The 21,457-nt window shown below is 42.7% G+C and carries 23 protein-coding genes; 16 read left to right on the plus strand and 7 right to left on the minus strand.

Going from position 1 to position 21,457, the window contains the following annotated elements; all coding sequences use genetic code 11:
- Positions 1-58: 58 nt before the first annotated feature.
- Positions 59-1,945, plus strand: a complete 1,887-nt coding sequence (locus tag L0P89_RS06605; protein ID WP_235267618.1) for a tetratricopeptide repeat protein — start codon at positions 59-61, stop codon at positions 1,943-1,945.
- Here the strand turns inward: L0P89_RS06605 and L0P89_RS06610 are convergent.
- On the minus strand, positions 1,938-2,510 hold the full coding sequence (locus tag L0P89_RS06610; protein WP_235267619.1) for a DUF3109 family protein: 573 nt from the start codon (positions 2,508-2,510) through the stop codon (positions 1,938-1,940). The genes L0P89_RS06605 and L0P89_RS06610 overlap by 8 nt on opposite strands.
- A gap of 103 nt (positions 2,511-2,613) precedes the next feature.
- Between L0P89_RS06610 and L0P89_RS06615 the strand changes: the two genes are divergently transcribed.
- Together L0P89_RS06615 and L0P89_RS06620 are read left to right on the plus strand one after the other, a co-directional pair.
- Entirely contained in the window at positions 2,614-3,192 is a 579-nt protein-coding gene (locus tag L0P89_RS06615) for a MarC family protein (protein WP_235267620.1), read from the plus strand.
- A 14-nt stretch (positions 3,193-3,206) separates the two neighbouring features.
- Positions 3,207-3,413, plus strand: a complete 207-nt coding sequence (locus L0P89_RS06620; RefSeq protein ID WP_235267621.1) for a hypothetical protein — start codon at positions 3,207-3,209, stop codon at positions 3,411-3,413.
- Here L0P89_RS06620 and L0P89_RS06625 read toward each other — a convergent pair.
- The 4 genes from L0P89_RS06625 to L0P89_RS06640 all read right to left on the minus strand — a co-directional run bounded on the left by L0P89_RS06625 (position 3,410) and on the right by L0P89_RS06640 (position 6,937).
- Positions 3,410-5,035 (minus strand): S41 family peptidase, encoded by a 1,626-nt coding sequence (locus tag L0P89_RS06625; RefSeq protein WP_235267622.1) that lies wholly within the window; start codon positions 5,033-5,035, stop codon positions 3,410-3,412. The genes L0P89_RS06620 and L0P89_RS06625 overlap by 4 nt on opposite strands.
- Positions 5,036-5,051: 16 nt before the next feature.
- Positions 5,052-5,489 (minus strand): dCMP deaminase family protein, encoded by a 438-nt coding sequence (locus L0P89_RS06630; RefSeq protein ID WP_235267623.1) that lies wholly within the window; start codon positions 5,487-5,489, stop codon positions 5,052-5,054.
- Between the two features lie 84 nt (positions 5,490-5,573).
- Positions 5,574-6,158 carry a HupE/UreJ family protein gene (locus tag L0P89_RS06635; RefSeq protein ID WP_235267624.1) on the minus strand — a complete coding sequence of 195 codons (585 nt, stop codon included), beginning with the start codon at positions 6,156-6,158 and terminating at the stop codon, positions 5,574-5,576.
- Between the two features lie 44 nt (positions 6,159-6,202).
- Positions 6,203-6,937 (minus strand): TerB family tellurite resistance protein, encoded by a 735-nt coding sequence (locus L0P89_RS06640; RefSeq protein ID WP_235267625.1) that lies wholly within the window; start codon positions 6,935-6,937, stop codon positions 6,203-6,205.
- A 111-nt stretch (positions 6,938-7,048) separates the two neighbouring features.
- Between L0P89_RS06640 and L0P89_RS06645 the strand changes: the two genes are divergently transcribed.
- From L0P89_RS06645 to L0P89_RS06670, 6 genes are all read left to right on the plus strand, one after another.
- Positions 7,049-7,459 (plus strand): BrxA/BrxB family bacilliredoxin, encoded by a 411-nt coding sequence (locus L0P89_RS06645; RefSeq protein ID WP_235267626.1) that lies wholly within the window; start codon positions 7,049-7,051, stop codon positions 7,457-7,459.
- A 67-nt stretch (positions 7,460-7,526) separates the two neighbouring features.
- On the plus strand, positions 7,527-8,261 hold the full coding sequence (locus tag L0P89_RS06650) for a lysophospholipid acyltransferase family protein (RefSeq protein ID WP_235267997.1): 735 nt from the start codon (positions 7,527-7,529) through the stop codon (positions 8,259-8,261).
- A complete protein-coding gene (locus tag L0P89_RS06655; protein ID WP_235267627.1) occupies positions 8,258-8,914 on the plus strand; it encodes an HD domain-containing protein in 657 nt (218 codons plus the stop codon). The genes L0P89_RS06650 and L0P89_RS06655 overlap by 4 nt, the downstream gene beginning before the upstream one ends.
- Positions 8,915-9,022: 108 nt before the next feature.
- Positions 9,023-10,447 (plus strand): Gfo/Idh/MocA family protein, encoded by a 1,425-nt coding sequence (locus L0P89_RS06660; RefSeq protein WP_235267628.1) that lies wholly within the window; start codon positions 9,023-9,025, stop codon positions 10,445-10,447.
- A gap of 76 nt (positions 10,448-10,523) precedes the next feature.
- Complete coding sequence (locus L0P89_RS06665) at positions 10,524-11,297, plus strand: alpha/beta fold hydrolase (protein ID WP_235267629.1); 774 nt, start codon at positions 10,524-10,526, stop codon at positions 11,295-11,297.
- Between the two features lie 140 nt (positions 11,298-11,437).
- Complete coding sequence (locus L0P89_RS06670; RefSeq protein ID WP_235267630.1) at positions 11,438-12,067, plus strand: LysE family translocator; 630 nt, start codon at positions 11,438-11,440, stop codon at positions 12,065-12,067.
- A 45-nt stretch (positions 12,068-12,112) separates the two neighbouring features.
- Here the strand turns inward: L0P89_RS06670 and L0P89_RS06675 are convergent, their stop codons facing one another.
- Positions 12,113-12,568, minus strand: coding sequence for a nuclear transport factor 2 family protein (locus L0P89_RS06675; RefSeq protein WP_235267631.1), 456 nt, complete (start codon positions 12,566-12,568; stop codon positions 12,113-12,115).
- Positions 12,569-12,680: 112 nt separating this feature from the next.
- Here L0P89_RS06675 and L0P89_RS06680 point away from each other — a divergent pair, with 112 nt between their 5' ends.
- The gene (locus L0P89_RS06680; protein WP_235267632.1) at positions 12,681-13,124 is read left to right on the plus strand and encodes a winged helix-turn-helix transcriptional regulator; all 444 of its coding nucleotides are present in this window, start codon (positions 12,681-12,683) and stop codon (positions 13,122-13,124) included.
- A 59-nt stretch (positions 13,125-13,183) separates the two neighbouring features.
- On the opposite strand, the gene L0P89_RS06685 is transcribed toward L0P89_RS06680, so the two are convergent.
- A complete protein-coding gene (locus L0P89_RS06685) occupies positions 13,184-14,029 on the minus strand; it encodes an AraC family transcriptional regulator (protein WP_235267633.1) in 846 nt (281 codons plus the stop codon).
- 131 nt (positions 14,030-14,160) lie between these two features.
- On the opposite strand from L0P89_RS06685, the gene L0P89_RS06690 reads away from it, so the two are divergent.
- From L0P89_RS06690 to L0P89_RS06715, 6 genes are all read left to right on the plus strand, one after another.
- Positions 14,161-14,967, plus strand: a complete 807-nt coding sequence (locus L0P89_RS06690) for a phytanoyl-CoA dioxygenase family protein (RefSeq protein ID WP_235267634.1) — start codon at positions 14,161-14,163, stop codon at positions 14,965-14,967.
- A gap of 1 nt (position 14,968) precedes the next feature.
- Positions 14,969-15,796, plus strand: coding sequence for a sugar phosphate isomerase/epimerase family protein (locus L0P89_RS06695; RefSeq protein WP_235267635.1), 828 nt, complete (start codon positions 14,969-14,971; stop codon positions 15,794-15,796).
- Complete coding sequence (locus L0P89_RS06700; RefSeq protein WP_235267636.1) at positions 15,793-17,847, plus strand: beta-L-arabinofuranosidase domain-containing protein; 2,055 nt, start codon at positions 15,793-15,795, stop codon at positions 17,845-17,847. The genes L0P89_RS06695 and L0P89_RS06700 overlap by 4 nt, the downstream gene beginning before the upstream one ends.
- Positions 17,844-19,508, plus strand: a complete 1,665-nt coding sequence (locus L0P89_RS06705) for an alpha-amylase family glycosyl hydrolase (protein WP_235267637.1) — start codon at positions 17,844-17,846, stop codon at positions 19,506-19,508. The genes L0P89_RS06700 and L0P89_RS06705 overlap by 4 nt, the downstream gene beginning before the upstream one ends.
- A 27-nt stretch (positions 19,509-19,535) precedes the next feature.
- Positions 19,536-20,441, plus strand: a complete 906-nt coding sequence (locus L0P89_RS06710) for an alpha/beta hydrolase (RefSeq protein WP_235267638.1) — start codon at positions 19,536-19,538, stop codon at positions 20,439-20,441.
- Positions 20,442-20,534: 93 nt separating this feature from the next.
- On the plus strand, positions 20,535-21,368 hold the full coding sequence (locus L0P89_RS06715; protein ID WP_235267639.1) for a helix-turn-helix domain-containing protein: 834 nt from the start codon (positions 20,535-20,537) through the stop codon (positions 21,366-21,368).
- The last annotated feature ends 89 nt before the right edge of the window (positions 21,369-21,457 follow it).

Below are 21,457 nucleotides of genomic sequence, written 5' to 3' on the forward strand. Positions count from 1 at the left end.
ATTGAACCATGTTCCCATAAAAGCAAGATGGTTTTTGGTGCTTCTTCTTTTTCTATGCATGTCAAATAAGGTTTCGGCACAGTTTATTCCCACGGCATTCAAAAAAAAGGTTGAAAATCTTATCACCGTTTCACCAAAAGAATATGCGCCGATAGACAATGAATTCAGGCGTGAAAAAAGGGATACGGTGCTAATGGCCTATTTAAACCAAGAAGCCGAAAAAGCCAATTATTATGAAGCACAGGCCTATGCCTTGAACCATATTGGGCGAACCCTTCGAAATCTATCGCAATTCGAAAAAGCCGAAATGTACCATAAAAAGGCCCTGAAAATATCAGAGGAAGTCAATAGTATTGATTTTAGGGTTTTGAGCCTTAATTGGCTTGGGGTGGTATATCGACGTATCGATGCGGTCAAAACCGCCCTTGACTATAATCAAGAAGCCCTAAGGTTGGCCGAGTCAGTCGAAGACCCATCATATCATATCAAAAGAAGTATCAATGTGTCTTTGAACTGTATTGGCCTTCTTTATCAAACATTGGAGCAGTACGATTTGGCCATTAAACAATTCAAAGAGGCGCTGAAACTCGAGTATGAACTCAACAATAAGCTTGGCCTGGCAATTAACTATCAAAACATTGGGCATTGTTACGAACTGGAAGGAGATTATGATGAAGCACTTGAAAATTACAGAAAATCGCTTGCCTTCAATGAAGAAATCAACAACAATATGGGGCGTATCATTTGTAAGAACAGCATTGCACAGATACACCTTAAACAAGATATGCCCAATGCTGCACTGGTTTTGTTAGAGCCCCTTCAGGAGCAATCCATTCAATTGGGCGACAATTCAATTACCTCATCAGTCTTTATCAATCTAGGCTGGGCAGAAGTAAAATTGGGGAACTTCACCGAAGCCGAAAAACATATCGAAAAGGGCCTTGACATCGCAAAGCAGTACAATATGCCCAGCATCATGGTGCTTGCTTACAAACATTTGAGCGAACTCGAGACAATGAGGGGCAACTATAACGCCGCCCTACAATATTTCAAGCAGGCAGATGAGCTAGATAAGAAAATCACCAGCGGCACAAACTTTCGGTACATGCAAGATGTGATCAGCCGCTATGAAACCGAAAAAAAGAACAATGAAATTGCCGATTTGGCCAAAGAAAATGAATTGGTGCGGTTACGATTGCGAAAGAACCAGACCACATTTTTAGTAAGTGCCCTGGCGATTGGTTTGATCGCATCAATACTATACATACTCCATAGAAAATATCAGAGCCAAAATGAAAAAAGAGTGCTCAGTTTAGAACAAAACATGCTGCGAAGCCAGATGAATCCACACTTTTTGTTCAATTCATTGAACTCAATAAAATTGTACATCATCAATAATGACCAAAAGAACGCCGTACATTATCTGAACAAATTCTCTAAACTGGTCAGAAAGATCTTAGAGGCCTCTTCAAGCAAGGAAATCACCCTCGAAGAAGAACTGGAGACCCTTGAACTGTATATGAATATCGAGAACATCCGTTTTTCGAACGAAATCGACTTCACGATCAATATCGATAAAAACATCGACCTGGGGCAAATCAAGATTCCGTCACTTGCCCTTCAGCCATTTCTTGAAAATGCGCTTTGGCACGGCCTTTCGCCAAAAGATGGAAAGAAGAAAGTCAGTCTTGATGTAGCGCACAAGACCAATGGCCATGTGACCATCACCATTGAAGACAATGGCATTGGCAGGGAAGCTGCGCACATCAACAAAGAAAACCGGGTATTAAAACGAAAATCAGTGGGCATCAATATCACCAAAGAACGTTTGGCCAATTTTGCAAAAGACTATCAAAATTCTTTTGAAGTACAGATTATCGATCTGTTTGATGATAGCGGAAAGGCCCGCGGCACAAAAGTAGAGGTTGAGATACCTGTTATTTAGTATGTTCTTTGGCCACTTTTTCAAGTTCGCCATACCAGGCTTCCCCAAATTTTCGAACCAAGGCCTCCCTAACAAATACGTAGATGGGCACTTTCAGCTCATGGCCCAATGCACAGGCAGGGTCACAAATTTCCCAACGGTGATAGTTCACGGCCGTGAATTCTGAATACTTTTTTGTTCTTACCGGGTAAAGATGACATGATATGGGCTTTTTCCATTCTGTTGCCCCTTGATCGTAAGCTTTCTCAAGTCCACATTTGGCGATTCCCTTTTGGTCATATACCACATAGGCACAGGCTCCTGTTTTCTCTATAAGTGGCGTTTCCCACTCACCATCTTCACCCTTGACAAATGCTCCGTGCTTTTCGATGGCCTCGATACCTTCTTTTTGTAAAAATGGTCTTACCTTTTTGAAAAGGTCTTTGAGAATTTCGGTTTCCGAGGTTTCCAATGGCGCCCCATATTCACCATCAACACAACAGGCCCCCTTACAGGCATTGAGATTACAGACAAAATCATTTTCTATGATGTCTTCAGAGATCAGGGTCTTGCCAATTTGAAACATCTATCGATCGGTTTAACGAAAATGTTGCGCTTTAAAAAATTATGGATTTAAACATCCAAGGGTTCTCTTAAAACGTAAATTTGCACGACAAATATAGTGCAAGATGAATTTCAACTTTAAAGAAATCGCCACTGCCAGTATGGTGCTCTTTGCGGTAATCGATATTTTGGGAAGCGTTCCCATTATCATCTCGCTTCGCAGCAAGGTCGGCCATATTCAATCTGAAAAGGCCTCGATCGTCGCCGCGAGCATCATGGTGGCCTTTCTCTTTGTGGGCGAGAGCATCTTAAAGTTGATCGGCATCGATGTAAACTCATTTGCCGTGGCCGGGGCCTTGGTCATTTTCTTTCTTGCGGTCGAGATGATTTTAGGCATAACGCTGTACAGAGATGATGAGCCCGAAACGGCTTCAGTAGTGCCCATAGCATTTCCTTTGATCGCAGGTGCGGGTACCTTGACCTCCATTTTGGCACTTCGGGCAGAATACCATGTCGAGAATATTATCGTGGCCATCATCATGAACACCATTTTTGTTTATTTGGTATTAAAAACATCTAAGAAGATCGAAAGGTTTTTGGGCAAGAACGGGCTCAGTATCATTCGAAAGGTCTTTGGTGTTATCTTATTGGCCATTGCCGTCAAATTGTTCGCCACCAATATCAATCAATTGTTGAACCCTTAGCATAAATAGTGCACATGAACAAAACCCTGACCATCACCTTGATTATTTTGGCATTGGGCCTCATCATATTCAATGTCACCTTATTGGATTTTCAAAACCCCTTGGTAGGTGACAGCCTTATTGCCGTGATCGGAATCGTCGCCTCGTTGTGCGCAATTTTGCTTTTGCTCATTCTCTGGAACTCGAAGAAAATAAAAAAGAAGATAGAAGAAAGAGACTAATCCCTTAATGGCGCTTCGATGGCCATTGAAGTCGATACCACAGAATCGATTTCGACCACTTTTTGTAGCATGGTGTCATGCGACCCCTTGATTTGAGCCGATAGGTTGGGCGAAAACAGTTGTTCTGCCAAATTTGCCTTTAGATATGCCTTGATCTTTGTTTCTTGGGCATAAAAATCAAGCTTTATCTTTCGGGCCAGTACAAAGTCAATGAATTTTTCAAAAAGAATATCATCGACCCTAAACGTTTCCAAAAATTGTTTTTTTGAATATGACCGGTATCTGTTTCTATCTTCTTCAAGGTGCTCGAAGATAAAACGTGCAAAGAATTCATAGGTGCCATCCATACTTTCAATGGCCTCTTCTTGATTGCTTCCTATGGGTATGAACACATCGGGAATTATACCGCCGCCGCCATAGACCACCTTGCCTTTGGGCGTTCTGAACTTGAGTGAATCGGCAACCTTTATACTATCCACAGAAATCAATTCACCACTGTGGTAACGATTCACAAACTCTTGGTAGTAATCTTCTTGGTGGCCATTTTCATATGATTTTTGAATAGATCTGCCCGTAGGCGTGTAATATCTTGAAACGGTCAAGCGCACCGCAGAACCATCTCCCAAATCCATTTCGCGCTGCACCAATCCCTTGCCAAAAGAACGGCGACCGACAATGGTGCCCGCATCGTTGTCTTGCAGTGCCCCGGCAATGATCTCGCTGGCCGATGCGGAACGTTCATTGATCAACACATAAATTGGTTTGTTTTCGAAATTGCCCCCGTCGGTCGCAAAGGCCCTTTTTACTTTTCCCTTTTTGTTCTTGGTAAACAGAATCAATTTTCCTTCTTCCAAAAACTCATCGGCCAATTGCTCTGCAATTCCCAGATATCCTCCAGGGTTATCCCTCAAATCGAGCACCAACTTTTCGGCACCCCTTATCTTCAATTTCTGTAGGGCGTCAACAAATTCGGCAAAGGTAGATTCGGCAAAACGATTGATCTTGATATAGCCCATATCATCGGTGAGCATATAATAGGCATCAACACTTTTAATAGGCACCTTATCCCGTCTAACGGTCACATCAAAAAATCTGTTCTCTGATTTTCGATACACACTTAGTCTGACACGGCTGCCGGCCTTGCCCTTTAACCTGTTCACGATCTCAGAGTTGGATATGCGTTTTCTGAAGAGTGTATCGCCATTGGCCATCAATATTCTATCGCCCGGTTTAACGCCTCTTCTATAGCTTGGTCCGTTCTTGATCGGACGGATAACCGTAATGGTATCCCTGTACATATAAAAACTGACGCCAATGCCCACAAAATCACCCTTCATGTTTTCTGAGACCTCTTTCATCTCACTGCTTGGAATATAAACCGAATGGGGGTCTAATTTGCCCAAGATATTGTTCACGGTAATATCGACGATACTATCGGTATTGACCTCATCGACATATTCATAATCGATATAATCTATAAGTCGATTCAGCTTATCTTTCTTTGAATTTGTAGAGAACAGTTTTTCGGGGGTATCGTTGAAGTGCAGTTTACCCCCAATGAAAATGCCAAGGGCAATGGCGACCGCCAATAATGTAGGTAATATGAACTGATACTTTTTCATTATGGTCATTTGGGCACTAAACCATTTCTTCCAAAATGGGCAAATGCTGTATCTCGACTCCGGCCCGTTTCAAAAAACGTAATCCGGAATCATCTTTATAGGCCTTTTGATATACCACACGTTTTATGCCAGACTGATGAATCAGTTTGCTGCACTCTCGGCACGGTGACAATGTGATGTACAACGTGGCCCCCTCACACGATTGTGTTGAAGCGGCTACTTTTGATATGGCATTGGCCTCAGCATGCAGCACATACCATTTGGTATAACCCTCTTCGTCTTCACAAATATTTTCAAAGCCTGTCGGGGTACCGTTATAGCCGTCTGAAATGATCATACGGTCTTTTACTATAATGGCCCCTACCTGTTTTCGCTTGCAATAAGACAATTTGCCCCACTCATGGGCCATTCTCAGATATGCCCTATCGTATTTTTCTTGTTTGCTCTGCTCCATAAATTGAAAACGGGGTTATATCAATTAAATATACCTGCTTTCAAAAACCTCCGCAACCTTATTCCGAAGAAATTAACGAAAGGCCTAATACGGAAACGTGTCTTTAAGCATTGGTATTGTAATGATCAAGATCAAAATCGAGGTCACACCGATGAAAATGCGCCTTTTGACCTTGGCCATATCTTGAAGGACAAAGGCCAGCAACAAAACCAATAAAATTATGGCCACTTGTGAAAACTCTATGCCAGTGGCAAAACCCAGCAAGGGGCCAATTTTATCTTCTTCCTCGGCCATGAGCATTTTAAAATAGTTTGAAAACCCAAAACCATGGATCAGACCAAAAAAAGCCGTCGCCAAACCTTGAAAATAAATTCCGGTGGATTTGCCCTCTTTAAACACCCTGAAAATATTGAACAAGGCAGTCAACGCAATGGTCACCGGAATCAAAAACTCGATAAGTCCAACATCGACCGTAGCGGTTTCATAGACCGATAGTGCCAGTGAAATACAATGGGCAATGGTGAAAATCGTGGCCAGAATCACTACTTGTTTCCATTTTTTAAAAGAAAACGGAACCGCCAACGCGGCCAAAAACAGAATGTGGTCATAGGCCCCCAGATCCAACACATGGTCAAACCCCAGTTTTACGTAGAACCAAAAGTCTTGCATTTTTTTTCGTTTATGGTTTTAAAATAATCTTAGGCGAACACTTCTTAGCTCATTCCTCTTTCTTGTTGAATGGTCTCGTATGCTTTTTGTACTTCCTTGAATTTTTCTTCGGCACCTTTCTTGATGGCTTCATCTTGGGTGTTCACCCTATCGGGGTGGTACTTCTTTGCCATTGTTCGATAGGCCTTTTTCACTTCGTCATCGGTCGCGGTTTTTTCAATCTCCAAAATTTTATAGGCATTATCGGCTGATTTGATGAACATGGCCATGATGCTCTCAAAATCACGCATCGCCACTCTGAGATAGCCCGCTATTTCCCGTAGTTTGTCAGCTTCGGCCGTACTGACCCGACCATCTGATTGGGCGATTCCGAAGAGAAAATGTACCAACTGCAGCCGTACCTCATAGCGTGTTCGTTGGTTGAGATAACTGCAAATGCGCTGTGCAGAGACTTCCCTTTTTTTGATGACCTCATTAAACGTGCGGAAGATGGCATTGGCTTTTTCCTTGCCATAGGTGCTAAGAAAATATTGCCGCACATAGTCAAGTTCTCGTTGGCTTACACTGCCATCGGCCTTGATGACTATAGAGCAGAGCGACAAAAGGTTCAATTCGAAATCTGCGGGCGAAACAGTCTGTTGGCCAAAATCACGAAAAATGCTACGGCCATTTCCACTCCCGCTGGCATTGTCAAGAAAACTACCCAACAAAAAGCCCAATATGGCTCCTGGAAACCGAAATATATAATATCCTAAAATGGCCGCAATCCACTTTATCATGTTGAAAAAATAAAGCCCAAAGATACATTTTTGAATACGAACCAAGCTTAGAAAGGAATCGCAAAAAAGCAACAAAATGCCTATCTTTGGCATCCATAAAAAATTGAACCTATGTATCCAGAAGAATTGGTAAAACCGATGAGAGATGACCTGGCCACCGCCGGGTTCGAAGAGTTATATACAAGCGAGGCCGTTGAAGACGCATTGAAGCGAGAGGGCACAACCTTGGTAGTGGTGAACTCCGTTTGTGGCTGTGCGGCCGCCAATGCCCGGCCTGCGGCCAAATTGAGTTTGCAGAACGACAAAAACCCTGACCATTTGGTCACTGTTTTTGCAGGGGTCGATACCGAAGCGGTGAACACGGCCCGTGCGCATATGGTACCTTTTCCTCCTTCATCACCAAGTATGGCACTTTTCAAAAACGGTGATTTGGTGCACATGATAGAGCGGCACCATATTGAGGGCAGACCTGCCGAGATGATCGCTGAAAACCTTACGGAGGCGTATAACGAACATTGCTGATCTTCTTCCAAAGAAATTGAAAAGCAAAATGACCACTTCTTCTGAAGTGGTTTTTTATTTTTGGAATATGCAAAAACTATTGTCATATCCGCTGACCTTTTTCTATTTTCTGTTCTTCGGATCGACACTCTTGATCTTTCACCCGATACAGTGGTTTTGCCTAAATGTATTGGGATATGAAGCCCACAAGCGCAGTGTATCAATATTGAACTGGTGGTTGATGCGCTGCACCCATATTCTAGGCACCCGCTATACCTTCAAGAACGAGCACCAAATTGCCACTGACGTTCCGTTGATCATCGTGACCAATCATCAGAGCATGTACGATATTCCGCCCATCATCTGGTACATGCGCCGGCACCATCCAAAATTTGTGGCAAAGAAAGAACTGGGCAAGGGCATACCCAGTGTATCGTACAATCTACGGCATGGCGGGTCAGTGCTCATCGACCGAAAAGATGGGCAACAGGCATTGGCCCAAATTGCCGGTCTAGGGCAGTACATTGAACGGTACAATCGAAGTGCCGTCATTTTTCCCGAAGGTACGCGAAGTCGCGACGGCCATCCCAAGCCCTTCAAACCCATGGGATTGAAAACCTTGATAAAAAATGCCCCTTCTGCACTGATCGTGCCCATCAGCATCAACAATTCTTGGAAGTTGCTCCGTTACGGAAAATTTCCCATGGGATTGGGCTGCCACCTAAAATTCGAGGTGCAGGCCCCCATTAAAAATGAAGGAAATCTTGATGATATCGTGGCCCAAGTGGAAGCATCCGTCAAAAAAGGAATCGTATCGACATGACCAATTCTGAAATCATAGAGAAGACCATTGCCTTTGTCAAAGAAACCTTGAAAGGGGCAGAGGGCGGTCATGACTGGTTTCATATACAACGGGTATTCAACAATACGTTGCTGATCGCCAAAGATGAACAGGTCGATGTGTTGGTGGTCAGCCTTGCGGCACTTTTGCACGATATCGCCGATGCCAAGTTCCACAATGGTGATGAAACCATCGGCCCGAAAATGGCCGAAGATTTTCTAAGATCGCTTCCGGTTGCCGATGAGGTCATTTCGCATGTAAAAAAAATCATTGAAAACATTTCATTCAAAAACTCATTGACGGCTGAAAAAAGGTTCACTTCCAAAGAGCTCAAGGTAGTACAAGATGCCGACCGGTTAGATGCCATGGGGGCCATCGGCATTGCACGTGCCTTCAATTATGGGGGCTACAAAGGGCGCCAACTCTATAATCCGAAAATTGCCCCAAGGCCCGATATGACCAAAGAGGCATACAAAAACTCAAACGGACCCACCATAAATCATTTCTATGAAAAATTATTGCTGCTGAAAGATAAAATGAACACTAAAGCGGGAAAAAAATTGGCTGAACAACGACATCAATTCATGCTCAACTACTTAGAGCGGTTTTTCGAAGAATGGAATGGTCAGGTTTGACGGAATTGCCCTCTCGAGACATTGAAAATAACACCATTTTCTTTGGTGGTACGGCTATGAAAGATTTTCTGTTTTCGTATCTTCAATGCCCTAAAAACCCAGATGAAAATGCAAAGAAGAAAGTTCCTGAAAAATGCAGCGGCGAGTTCAGCTGCCTTTACCATAGTGCCCAGTTTTGTGTTGGGCAAAAACCATGTACCCCCAAGTGATACACTCTATGTGGGCGCTTTTGGTGTCGGTGGTCGCGGTAACGGCGTTATACGGGGCATGGCCGAAACAAATAAGGTAAAATTTGTCGCCCTATGCGATGTAGATGACAGAAGGGCCGCGAACACGTTTAAAAAATATAGAAAAGCAAAGCAATACAAAGATTTCAGACAGGTCTTTGACAACCATCTGAGTGAAATCGATGCCGTAATGGTCGCCACGCCCGATCATACACATGCCTCGATCGCCTTGCCCTTTATGCGCGAAAAAAAGCATGCCTATGTTGAAAAACCCTTGACCCATAACATCTACGAGGCCCGTTTAATGACCCAAGTGGCCAAAGAAAATGGCATCGTCACCCAAATGGGCAACCAGGGTGCTTCGAGTGATGACAGTAGAATTGCCCGTGAATGGGTTGAATCGGGCGTTATAGGAAAAGTACATACCATCGATTGTTGGACGAACCGCCCCGTGTGGCCCCAGGGAGTTCCCATACCCGTTGAAAAGAACTCGGTCCCAAAAGAGTTGGATTGGGACCTGTGGCTCGGCCCGGCCGCCATGCGCGATTACAATGATGCCTACCTCCCCTTCAAATGGCGGGGCTGGTGGGATTTCGGCACTGGTGCCCTTGGCGATATGGGCTGCCACGTCATGGAGACGCCCTTCAGCGTACTTGACCTCGGTTACCCTACCGAAGCCGAAGCCAGTTGCACCACGGTTTGGGTAGGTGATTTTGTCGAGGCAGATTACAGCCCCTCATGCCCCCCATCCTCTAAAATACATTTGAAATTTGAGCATCCGCACCACGGCGACATACAATTGAACTGGTATGACGGTGGCCTCAAGCCCGATCTGCCCGATGAACTGAAAGATGGAGAAGATGTCGGTGACGGTAGTGGCGGTACGGTCATGTATGGAGATAGGGGCACGCTTATTTTTGACACCTATTCAAGAAATGCACGTTTTTTGCCCTCTGAGTTGACCAACCTTTACAAATCGCCCGCACCAAAATACCCACGGGTGCCCGGCGACATGGGAGGCCATATTGCCAATTTTGTCGAGGGCTGCCTGAACGGCACGCCGACCTCATCAGACTTTTCAAAAGCCGGACCATTGACCGAAACCGTGTTGATGGGCAATTTGGCGGTCAAGGCCTATCAATACAAACAACTGAAACCGGGCAAAAAAGTCGGTGATTGGGCCCCTTACGAATACCCTGGTCGCCGTAAACTGACGTGGGATGGTGAAAACATGCGCATCACCAACTACGAAAAGGCCAATGAATGGGTGAAAAGAGAATATCGCAAAGGCTGGGAATTGACTTAGCCATGTGCTGTACAAATAAAAGAACTATAGATCATTTTTGATCTATAGTTCTACATTCTACCCCATTAAGAAAAAAATGACCATCCAGATTCGGCATCAACTATTTATCAGAACAAATTCGGTAAAACACGGAAGGCAATCCATTTGGTTTCTTCATGGTTTTGCAGATTCTGGATTGGCCTATAAAGAAGTCTTTGAATCATCACTTAATGAAGAGTTCAATATCTATGTGGTCGATTTACCCGGATTTGGTGTTAGCCCAATCAATTCAGATTTTATTTCGATCAAGGAGCAAGCCGTTCTGATGTCAAACTTGATCAGGGAAGAAACAGCGAATCAAGATAAAGCAAATCTGGTCGCCCACTCTTTAGGAGGGTTAATTGGAACCTGGGTTTGCCAAAACCTAAAGGAAAAAATCAACTGGTACTTCAACATTGAAGGAAATTTGACCGAGGCAGATAGTTACTTTTCGAGCAAGCCATTACAGTTCAAATCAGCAAAGGAGTTTGTAGCATCATTCAAAGCGGAAGTATTTGAAATCGCAAAATCAGAAGAACGCTATAAAAGATATTATAGCAGTTTACGGTTGGCAGATCCTGAAGGAATGCGAAATTGGAGTTTGACAAGCCAAGAGCATATCAAGGAGAATAAATGTGGAATTGAATTCAAGCAACTGACTTGTAAGAAGGTGTATATATGGGGAAATGCTGACACGCCAAAGGAAACCCAAAAGTTCATTGTTGAAAATAACATTCCGAATCAATTGTATGAAGGGATCGGTCATTGGCATATGGTCGAGAATTCAAAACAATTGTACCGTGATATACATGAAAAAATAAAAAAGGTGTAGCGGTTCATAGCGACTATGGGCTGCTCTACTGCCCGGATGGATGGCATTGCTGCCCGATTTCGCTATATTTCCTTTAAATTGGCCATGCTCTACATAGTGCGGCAGCGTGTTTGATCAGAAAAAATAAAATCGAAAAAAATATGGAACCGGCAATATGGCTATCATTTGTGGGAACGGTAATCATTTTGGCAATAACCCCTGGGCCAAGTGTGTTATTGGCAACAGCAAATAGCATGAAATATGGCAAGGGAAAAACCATGGGCACCATTGCAGGGGATTTAACCGCCAATCTTTGCCAAATAATTCTTGCTTCTATCGGATTGGCAACCCTAGTGGTCTCTTCTGGAGAATTGTTTCAAATAATCAAATGGTGTGGTGTAGCTTATCTGATATATATGGGAATAACCAAGATCATCGCCAAGCCGCAAATAAAATTATCAGCACATAAAAAAGAAGATCGCAGTTTTTCAAAATTGTTTGTTGAAGGCTTTTTAATGTCAGCGGCAAACCCAAAGGCGATTGTGTTCTTTGCGGCACTTTTTCCTTTATTCCTAAATGAAACAAATCCGATAATTCCGCAAATAATCATTCTTGCCATTACCTTTTTGATTATTGATGGCCTTTCATTGTTCATATATGCCGTTTTTGCCGAAAAGCTAAAATCATATCTTGAAAATCAAGAAAAAGTTCACTTGCAAAATAGAATTGTTGGCAGTTTGTTGATTCTAAGTGGCATACTATTATCATTGGTGAAAAGAACAAACCATTAAAAAAGAAACCCGTCTGAAGACGGGAATCACGCAGTCCTTGATCAATCAATTTCTATCATGGGCATCAAATACTTTTCCACTTATCTTCCATTTACCTTCCGCCTTGCTCAAGATAAAGAAATCGGTATAGCGAACACCTCCCCAGTTTAAGGACTCAAGCCTGACCACTGCCGCGTTCCCCTGATAATCTATCCATGCAATGCGGCTTTCCACTTGGGTCGAACCACCCAATTGTTCCGCAAATTTCATCGTTTCATCCCTGGTGATATTATAAAACTGTCCATCAAGGCTGCCCACGACACGTGTGTGTTCATACCAGTCTTCTGCATATCCGCTTGCATCACCTGTTTTTGCCGATTCAATATATGATTTGAGAGCATTTTCAATTGCCTGATACTCTCTAAATGATCGTTCAGAATTTTTTTCCATGGTTTTATGCTGTGCTTTTACGTTTATCATTACCCCTACCAACAAAATCAATAGGATATTTACTTTTTTCATGATTGGTCAAAGTTTTGAGTTATAATTATTACTTTCGATGAGCAAGTAAAATTAATAAATTACTTTCTATCAGCAAGTAATAAATTGAAATTTTCAGGAAACAAATACTAATATGTTGACTTCTAAGAACCCCATCGACTTTCGATGTAGCTGTGCGATAACCTCTTCACTTGATATTTTAGGTGACCGATGGATATTGGTCATTATAAAGCAAATGCTGATTGAAGATGTCGAGACATTCAAAGATTTTCTTGAAAGCCCTGAGGCGATTGCCACGAATGTGCTTACCAAAAGGCTAAAATTGCTTGAGGAAATTGGTCTGATCACCAAATCAAGAAGACCTGGTAACAACAAGACAAATTATTATCACTTGACCAAAGAGGGGCTTGAACTTACTCCTGTCATTGTAGACTTGGCCATTTGGAGCCACGACAACCTAAGAACCCTAAACCCTACCATCGGTGACTATGAAGAGTTGGAACACATTAAGTCAAATAAGGCAGCTTATTGTCAAAAACTGATCAAGAACTATCAAGAAAAACTAACTCCACAATAGTGTATTGCCTGTCTCGAAGGGTACGGGCACATTTGGCCCTCGTCTTTTTATGAAAGATGTCACTGGTGATAGGTCTTTTTAAATGCCGTCGGGCTTTGCTGTTTAAACTTTTTGAACGTTCTATTGAAATGGCTCAAACTTTCAAATCCTGAGCTAAAGGCAATTTGTTGTATGGATAGATGGTTATGGGTCAAAAGTTGACAAGCGTTTTCTATTCTTGTTTTATTCAAAAAAGTAATAAAAGAATACCCTGAGTTTTGTTTAAACCATCTACAGAACGATTGGGGCACCATATTGGATATATCTGCCATTTTGGCCACGGTCAGTTTATGATCTAAATGTTCCAATATGTAATTGTTGATCTTGGCAAACTTTTCAATTTTATCTTTTTGGTTATGGTGATGCGCGTATACTTCGGTTGCCAATAATGTTTTGTCATCGTGCAAGGTCAACAAACGCAATATTTCCATGATAGCGCCCAGTTGCTGTATAGTGTCGAGATGTTCAAAGACCGTAATGAGATCTACTATTTCTTGTGCAGGGTCTTTGAACTGTATACCGCGCCTAGCCAATTCAAACAATGAACCAAAACGTTCACATTCCTTGAACGAAGAAAACATATCTGCACTGAATTGAAATACAATTGCTTTTTGCATTTCCGGCGCATCGTGCATTAAACTGACCCAATGGTGAGGGGTATTTTTACCGACCAAGACCAAATCGTAATCGGTAAAAGGGGCAATGGAATTTCCAACAAATCTGGTGCCTTCACCTTTAATGATGAACGTGAGCTCTATTTCGGGGTGATAATGCCAATAAGCCGGGAAAGCAGCTGTTTCCAATTTAAAAAAATGAACCGATCGGCTAGAAGATCCAATGTCTATTTTCTCTAATTCGGGTTTCACACTAGTATATGATAAACAACTATTGAATGCTAAAATATCTATTAATGTTTAGATATGCATAGTATTGGTTAAAATTGAAAAATACATCCCGCTTAATAGCCCTTACTTTTGACTCATTAATACTTCATAGCATGAACACGTCAAAATTATTGGACCAGCACTATTCGTTGACCGCAGAACAAATCGATTTCTACCAAGAGAACCGCTACATAAAATTAAAACAGGTCTTGGATGCAGAAACACTGGCGCATTACAATGCCGTGATCTCAAAAAAAGTCGATGAACTGAATCGACAAGACATTCCGATCGAAGAGCGCAATACGTATGGCAAGGCGTTTTTGCAATTGTTCAATCTATGGAAACAAGATGAAGACATCAAGCAATTGGTCTTTAGCGAACGCTTGGCCAAAATTGCCGCGGATCTGTTGCAAGTAGATGGTGTACGACTGTACCACGATCAGGCCCTGTTCAAGGAAGCCGGTGGCGGTATCACCCCTTGGCATGCCGATCAACACTATTGGCCATTGGCCACGGACAAGACAATCACCGCATGGATACCATTGCAAGAGACCCCACTTGATATGGGACCCTTGGAATTCAGTGCGGGTAGTCACGAAATTTTGGAAGGCAGGGAACTGTCCATTAGCGATGATAGCGAGGTCATGATCCAAAAACGGCTAAAAGTGACCGATTTCAAACATGTCATTGAACCTTTTGACTTGGGAGAAGTAAGTTTTCATTCTGGTTGGGTCTTTCATCGGGCCGGAGCCAATACAACGGCCCATATGCGAAAGGTCATGACCGTAATCTATATGGACAAGGACATGAAATTGAAAGAACCCAAAAATGACGGCCAACTGAACGATTGGAACACCTGGTGCCCGGGTGCAAAAATCGGTGAGATCATCAACACCCCGCTAAATCCGGTGCTATATTAAAATGAATACCATCAAATACCTATACTCCTATTGGGGAAGTGAACATATGAGGCCAAAAGAATTTTTGGCCCTGGTCATTTCAAACGGTTTTGATGGTATTGAGATCAACCTCCCCAAAGACATAGAATTTGAAAGAAATTTTCATGAGGCACTCAATGCGGTCAGGCAAGTAAATCCAAGTTTTAGCTGCGGTCTTCAGCAAGTGCTTGGCGTAAAAAAGGAAACACCAGAAGAATATCTTGATATCGTGTTAAAGCGACTTGACCGACTGGTGCCCTACAATCCTACCTTCATAAATTCCCATACGGGAAAAGACCATTATTCTTTCTCTCAAAATTGTAAGATCATTGAGGCCATTGAAGAGTTTTCAATACAACACAACATACGTGTATACCACGAAATTCATCGGGGGAGATTTACGTTTCACAGCCTATCTACTTTAAAATATTTAGACGTTTTCCCCAATCTAAAGTTCGTGGGCGACCTATCGCATTGGTGTGTTGTTTCAGAGTCGATGCTTCAAGACCAAGCAGACATCATCGACAAAATAATTCCCAGAATACGGCATATTCATGCGCGTGTAGGTTTTGAGCAATCCCCCCAGGTCAATGATCCATTTGTTCCGGAGTGGAAGGCCCACCTTGACCAATTTGTAAAGTGGTGGCAAAGCATAGTAGATCATCATTTACCGTACAGGGATATGACCATTACGCCAGAGTTTGGCCCATTTCCATATATGCCGACCATGCCCTATACCAAAGAGCCTTTGGCGAAGCAAAGTAGATTGAATATGAAGCTGAAAGAATATTTGAAAACGTCCTTGAAATGAAAAAAATATCGATAATGCTATTGGTCATACTGTCATCTTGTAAAGAACCAAAAGAAAACTCGCAGGGTGAAAATTTCTCTAAAAATGTACATAGGGTAGCCGAGCAACTGATAGATGACAGTGACAAGCTTCAATTTTTCAAGAACAAGAAAAATCCGATAAAGACAAGCTATCAGCCTTTCGAAACGGGCAGTGTCTTGCCGAAAGGATGGATTTTGGAGATGATGGAAAACGACCTGGAAAAGGGAATCGTGGGCGCGTTAGACGAACTCTATCCAGGTATAACGTCAGATGACCTGTATCATATGGCACGTCGTGGAGGCATGGAGGACATTCCTGAAATGGGTGATCTGGTACTTACGGGCCAGCCATGGGAAACATCGATCATGTGGTGGAATGCAGAAACCATAGGCAACTGGTGGGAAGGTTTCATAAGACATGCGTTTCTGACCAAAAATGAAACAGCGATTGAACAATCGCATGAAATTGTGCGCAACCTATTGAATTCAGCAGATGAAGATGGCTACATTGGAATCTACAAACCAAACCTTCGATACCAACATGATGGCTCAAACGGAGAGCTTTGGGCACAAACAACTGCGTTTAGAACGATGTTGGCCTATTATGGGTTCACAAATAATGAGAAGGTTCTAAAGGCCGTTGAACGCGCCATGGCTTTGACCATGCAACGCTATGGCAAGAATGGCAGAAATCCCTTTCAGCTTAAAAATGCTTTCGGGGGTGCCACGCACGGTCTAATGCTGACCGATGTCTGTGAAACACTGTACCGTATTACCAACAAAGCTGAATATCAAGATTACGCCACCTACCTGTACGAGGCATTTTCTACCTTTTCCATAAATCGATCGTTCAATGATTTGCGCTATCCTTTTTTAGCTGAGAGAGACTCCCTTTTTCAAGGACATGGTGTTCATACGTACGAGCATATTCGTTCTATGGTCAATGCCTATTACAACACCGGTTATCCAGAATTGAAAGAAGCCCACAACAACATGATCGCAAAATTGGAACCCTGTATCTTACCCAGTGGGGCCGGCCATGGAGATGAGTGGATTTCAAAACTGACCGCAGACCCAGACAAAACAGCGGCCGAGTACTGTGGAATGCTCGAGCTAAGAAATTCATACGGGAGTTTATTGGAAAAAACAGGTGAGGTACAGTTCGCCGACGCCGCAGAGAAATTGACCTATAATGCGATGTTGGGAGCCAGAAATCATGACGGAACCGCAATTACGTATTCTAAACACGACAACTGCTATGCAGTGGATGGCAAACATCATGAAGAAGATCGATCGGCCAACGAACCACGGTATAAATATTCGCCCACACATTCTGAACCGGCGGTTTGTTGTGTTCCCAATTACGGTAGAAATCTCCCCTATTTTCTTGATCAAATGTATATGAAGTTCGATGACGGCATTGCCATTCTCATGTACGGCCCTTCAGAACTCACCGCACCACTAGATGATGCGACGATCATCATTCGGCAAAAGACCGACTACCCCTGGACAAACAAAGTGACCTTTGAAATCAGCGCCACAAGACCCAAGACCTTTACGTTGCGGTTCAGAAAGCCAGAGTGGAGTGAATCCGTAACATTTTCAGGGGTAGAGGCCGTAAATTCAAAGAATGGTTTTTATGAAGTAGCCAAAACTTGGCCCCCAGATGAAACCTTTGCCATCACTTTCAATAACCCTATCAAAGTGAAACCGGCAAATAACGATCAAGTCTACCTGCAAAAAGGGCCTTTGGTATTTGCCCATCAAATACCCCATAAAGAAAAAACCATCAAAACCTATGGCGACACCTCTTTCAAAGATTATTACTGTCTTCCTGAAAATGAAGACCACAAGAATCTGGTCATCCCTGAAAATGCCAACTTTAAAAGCATTGAAGACGGTGAATTGGCATTGAAGGGAGAGCTCTTTGATACCTCAAGACAAAAAGAGGTAGAAGCAACGCTGGTGCCTATGGGCAAAACGGTTTTAAGGCGTGTCACATTCCCAGAAAAAAAACAACGACTACAATGAGAAAGCTTACAGAGTACAGTTTCTTCTTCATCGTTTTTACACTATTGTTTTCTTGCAATACGAATAAAAAACAGGATGAAGGTGAAACCGCCGGGGCATCGACCATCGATCGACCCATCAATTGGAACAATGAAATTATTTACCACGTCATGCAGCGCAGTTTTTACGATAGCAATGGCGACCTACATGGTGACCTCAACGGGTTTACCGAAAAGTTGGACTATCTCAAAGAACTCGGTGTGACCACTATTTTATTCACGCCGTTGTACGAATCGGGTTTCTATCATAATTATTTCCCCACAAATTATGAGAATATCGATCAAGAGTACGGAACCAAGGAAGACTATCTAAATTTCGTCAAGGCCGTACATGATAAGGGGCTTAAGTTCTTGATGGACATGGAAACCCAATATGCCCAAAGCGGACATATTTGGTTTGACGACTCCTATAAAAATCCAGATTCAGAATATGCAGACTTCATCTACTATGCTGACTCCCTCAATCGGTATCCTGAACAAATTTTTATGCCCCCCAAATCACCAATGCACGAGTTTGAGGCATGGCCGGGCGACAAATACCACATCGTTTTGCTCGATGTGAACCATGCACGTGTCAAACAATGGATGATCGATTTCTACAGCTATTGGGTCGATCCAAACAAAGATGGAAATTTCGACGATGGGGTAGACGGCTTTAGAATTGACCATATTATGGACGACTTGGACAACAAAGGGATTTTTACCAACATGTACCAAGACTTTTGGCGACCTATTTTTGAGGCCTGCAAAGACATCAATCCGAATATTTTTGTTTTGGGCGAACAGTCAAACTGGAATGAATACGGCGACCAAATGATAGTGAAAAGTGGTGCAGACGCCGCTTTTAACTTTCCGCTTCGTTTTGCCATAGCTGGGGAAGAGGGCACACACGATATGTACATTGACCCATCATCAAAAGGTGTAACCATGGAACCAAACAGAATTCACAGCGTGGTTTTGGAAAATCTTGCGAAATTCAGTGATAGTACGTTCACGGTGAATTTTTTGGAAAACCATGACACGTCAAGATGGGCGTCAGTGGTCAACGGCAATGAAGACCAAAAACGAAGTGCTGCCATTTTAAACCTTCTTTTGCCAGGGGTACCATCAATTTATTATGGACAGGAGCTGGGGGTCACCGGTCAAAAGCACGAGTGGGGCAGTGACGCCAATCATATTCCCGTTCGCGAGGCTTTTCCATGGACAAGTAATTTTGAGGATTCGGGCAATGCCCTGTGGTATAAAGATGGTGGCGCGGTTTGGGATGTTTCTTTTTGGCAATCGGAGGCCATTCAGCAGTTCAGTCTTGAACATCAAAAGAATGACCCAAATTCGCTGTGGAACCATTATAAAAAACTTATCAAGATTCGAACGAATTATGACAGCTTTCGATTGGGTGATTATGTACCTTTATATGAAAATTTAGAAGGGGTCATAGCCTTTCAACGAGCCTATGGAAATGAAAAGGCGATCGTGATGATCAATATCAACAATGACCCCATAGAAGTGCAAATGGATACCGAAAGTTATGAGGAAGTATATGGGCAGGGTGCTGAAGTTTCCAAGGCTAAAATACTATTGGCCCCCTTTGGCCATTATGTAGCGTTGAACAAATCAGATTGACCTTTTTTTGATAGAAACCCGTAGTTTATGAGATTCTTTTTTTTGATTTTTTGTGCGAGTATTTGTTTAGGGATCAACGCCCAAGATACCGGGCCCAACATCCATACCGTCAAGGATATGGCCTCCGCCTATGTTGCCCCAAGGGATGTTTATGTTCGATTGCCCGAAAAGTACAGTGAAGACAATACCTATCCCGTGCTCTACATGCACGATGGGCAAATGCTCTTTAGCACCCAAGAAACATGGAACGGCCAAAACTGGGGGGTTGATCAAACCATTGATAGTCTTGTAAATAAGGAGATGATCCACGATATCATCGTAGTGGGCATTGCCAATGTAGCTGCTGCCCGACACGCCAATTACTATCCTGAAAAGCCTTTTTTGTCCCTCCCGACTGCAGTTAAAGATTCATTGTTGGCCATTTCAAGAGGTGATGCCAAACTATTTGACAAAACCGTTAATTCAGATGATTACTTAAAATTCTTGGTGTTTGAGGTAAAGCCCTTTATTGATCAAAAGTATTCCACTAAAACGGAAAGTGAACATACCTTCATAGCAGGGTCAAGTATGGGCGGCCTCATCTCTATGTACGCTTTTTTTGAATATCCCGAAGTCTTTGGTGGGGCTGCATGTCTTTCCACCCATTGGATCGGTGGTTTTGTGGATAATGCTATCATTCCGAACAGCTTTAGGGCCTATATCGAACATAGAAGGGGATTGATAGAAGGCAGAAAGTTATATTTTGATACGGGTACCGAAACACTGGATCGCCATTATGGCGCCCATCAACAAAGTATCGATGCCTTGTTCAACGAGCAAAACGGATTGAACAAGTACTATTTGAGCAAGGTCTTTGACGGTGCGGCCCATACGGAAAACGACTGGAAAACACGTTTTCACAATCCGATACGGTTCTTATTACAAAATGAGTGATACAAGGGTGTTGCCCACTGCATACGATTTCGCTATATTTCATAAAAATCCTTAAACCGTATCCAAGGTGTGGTTGCGGTAATTGTTCGGGCTATGAAATTTGATGACATTCAGTCCTTTAACGAATACACCAATGCCAGAAAGCCTAGGCACCGGTTTATCGACATCGGTACATATCCCCAAGACTTCTTGCTATCATCCCCTGCGGTCTATCCGAACTTCTATCGTATTTCCATTAAGTATGGGTTAGAAAATGATAAGAAAAAGGGGTATATGTACTTTTCAAGCCCCAACCAGCCCATTGAATGGAAAACCGATACCCCTTGGAAAGGCTACTATATCAACATTACGGAAGAATTGATCGCCAACAACCAACATTTGCACTATTCATTTTTGAATTATGGATTGCATGAACCCTTATTTCTAAAAAAGGAGGAAGAAACAATCATTACCCAACTGTTTAAAGAAGCCTTGAAAGAATATAATAAAGAGGTTTTTTCAATCGATCTGTTGCTCGCCTACGCCAATTTGCTTTTTGCGCACGTGGCCCAGTTCTATAAAAGGCAATTTGGTGAACGCAAAGAGCAGTATAGCAAATTAGTGGGTGATTTCTTTTCTCTACTTGATAGCTATTATGTTCAACATGGCGAAGACAGCAAAACGGTTCAGCCCTCTGTACATTATTTTGCCGATCGATTGAACGTGACCCCCAACTATTTGAGCGATGTCATTAAATTTTATACGGGCAAACCCGCTTTAGAACATATTCACCAGCATATCGTCAAAGTGGCCAAATCATTGTTGGTTCAGAAAAAGACCACTATTTCAGAAATTGCCTATCAGCTCGGTTTTGAATATCCGAATTATTTTTCCCGTCTTTTTCGCAAAGTGACCGGTGTCTCCCCCTCAATTTTCTCCAACCTGTAATTTGTATCCTTTTTACCTTCATTTGTTTCCATATCCCCATGCTAAAACAAAAGACCTTTGCGCTACAGAGAACTCAAATAAAATCGTAT

The sequence above is a fragment of the Muricauda sp. SCSIO 65647 genome (assembly GCF_021534965.1).
Taxonomy (GTDB): domain Bacteria; phylum Bacteroidota; class Bacteroidia; order Flavobacteriales; family Flavobacteriaceae; genus Flagellimonas_A.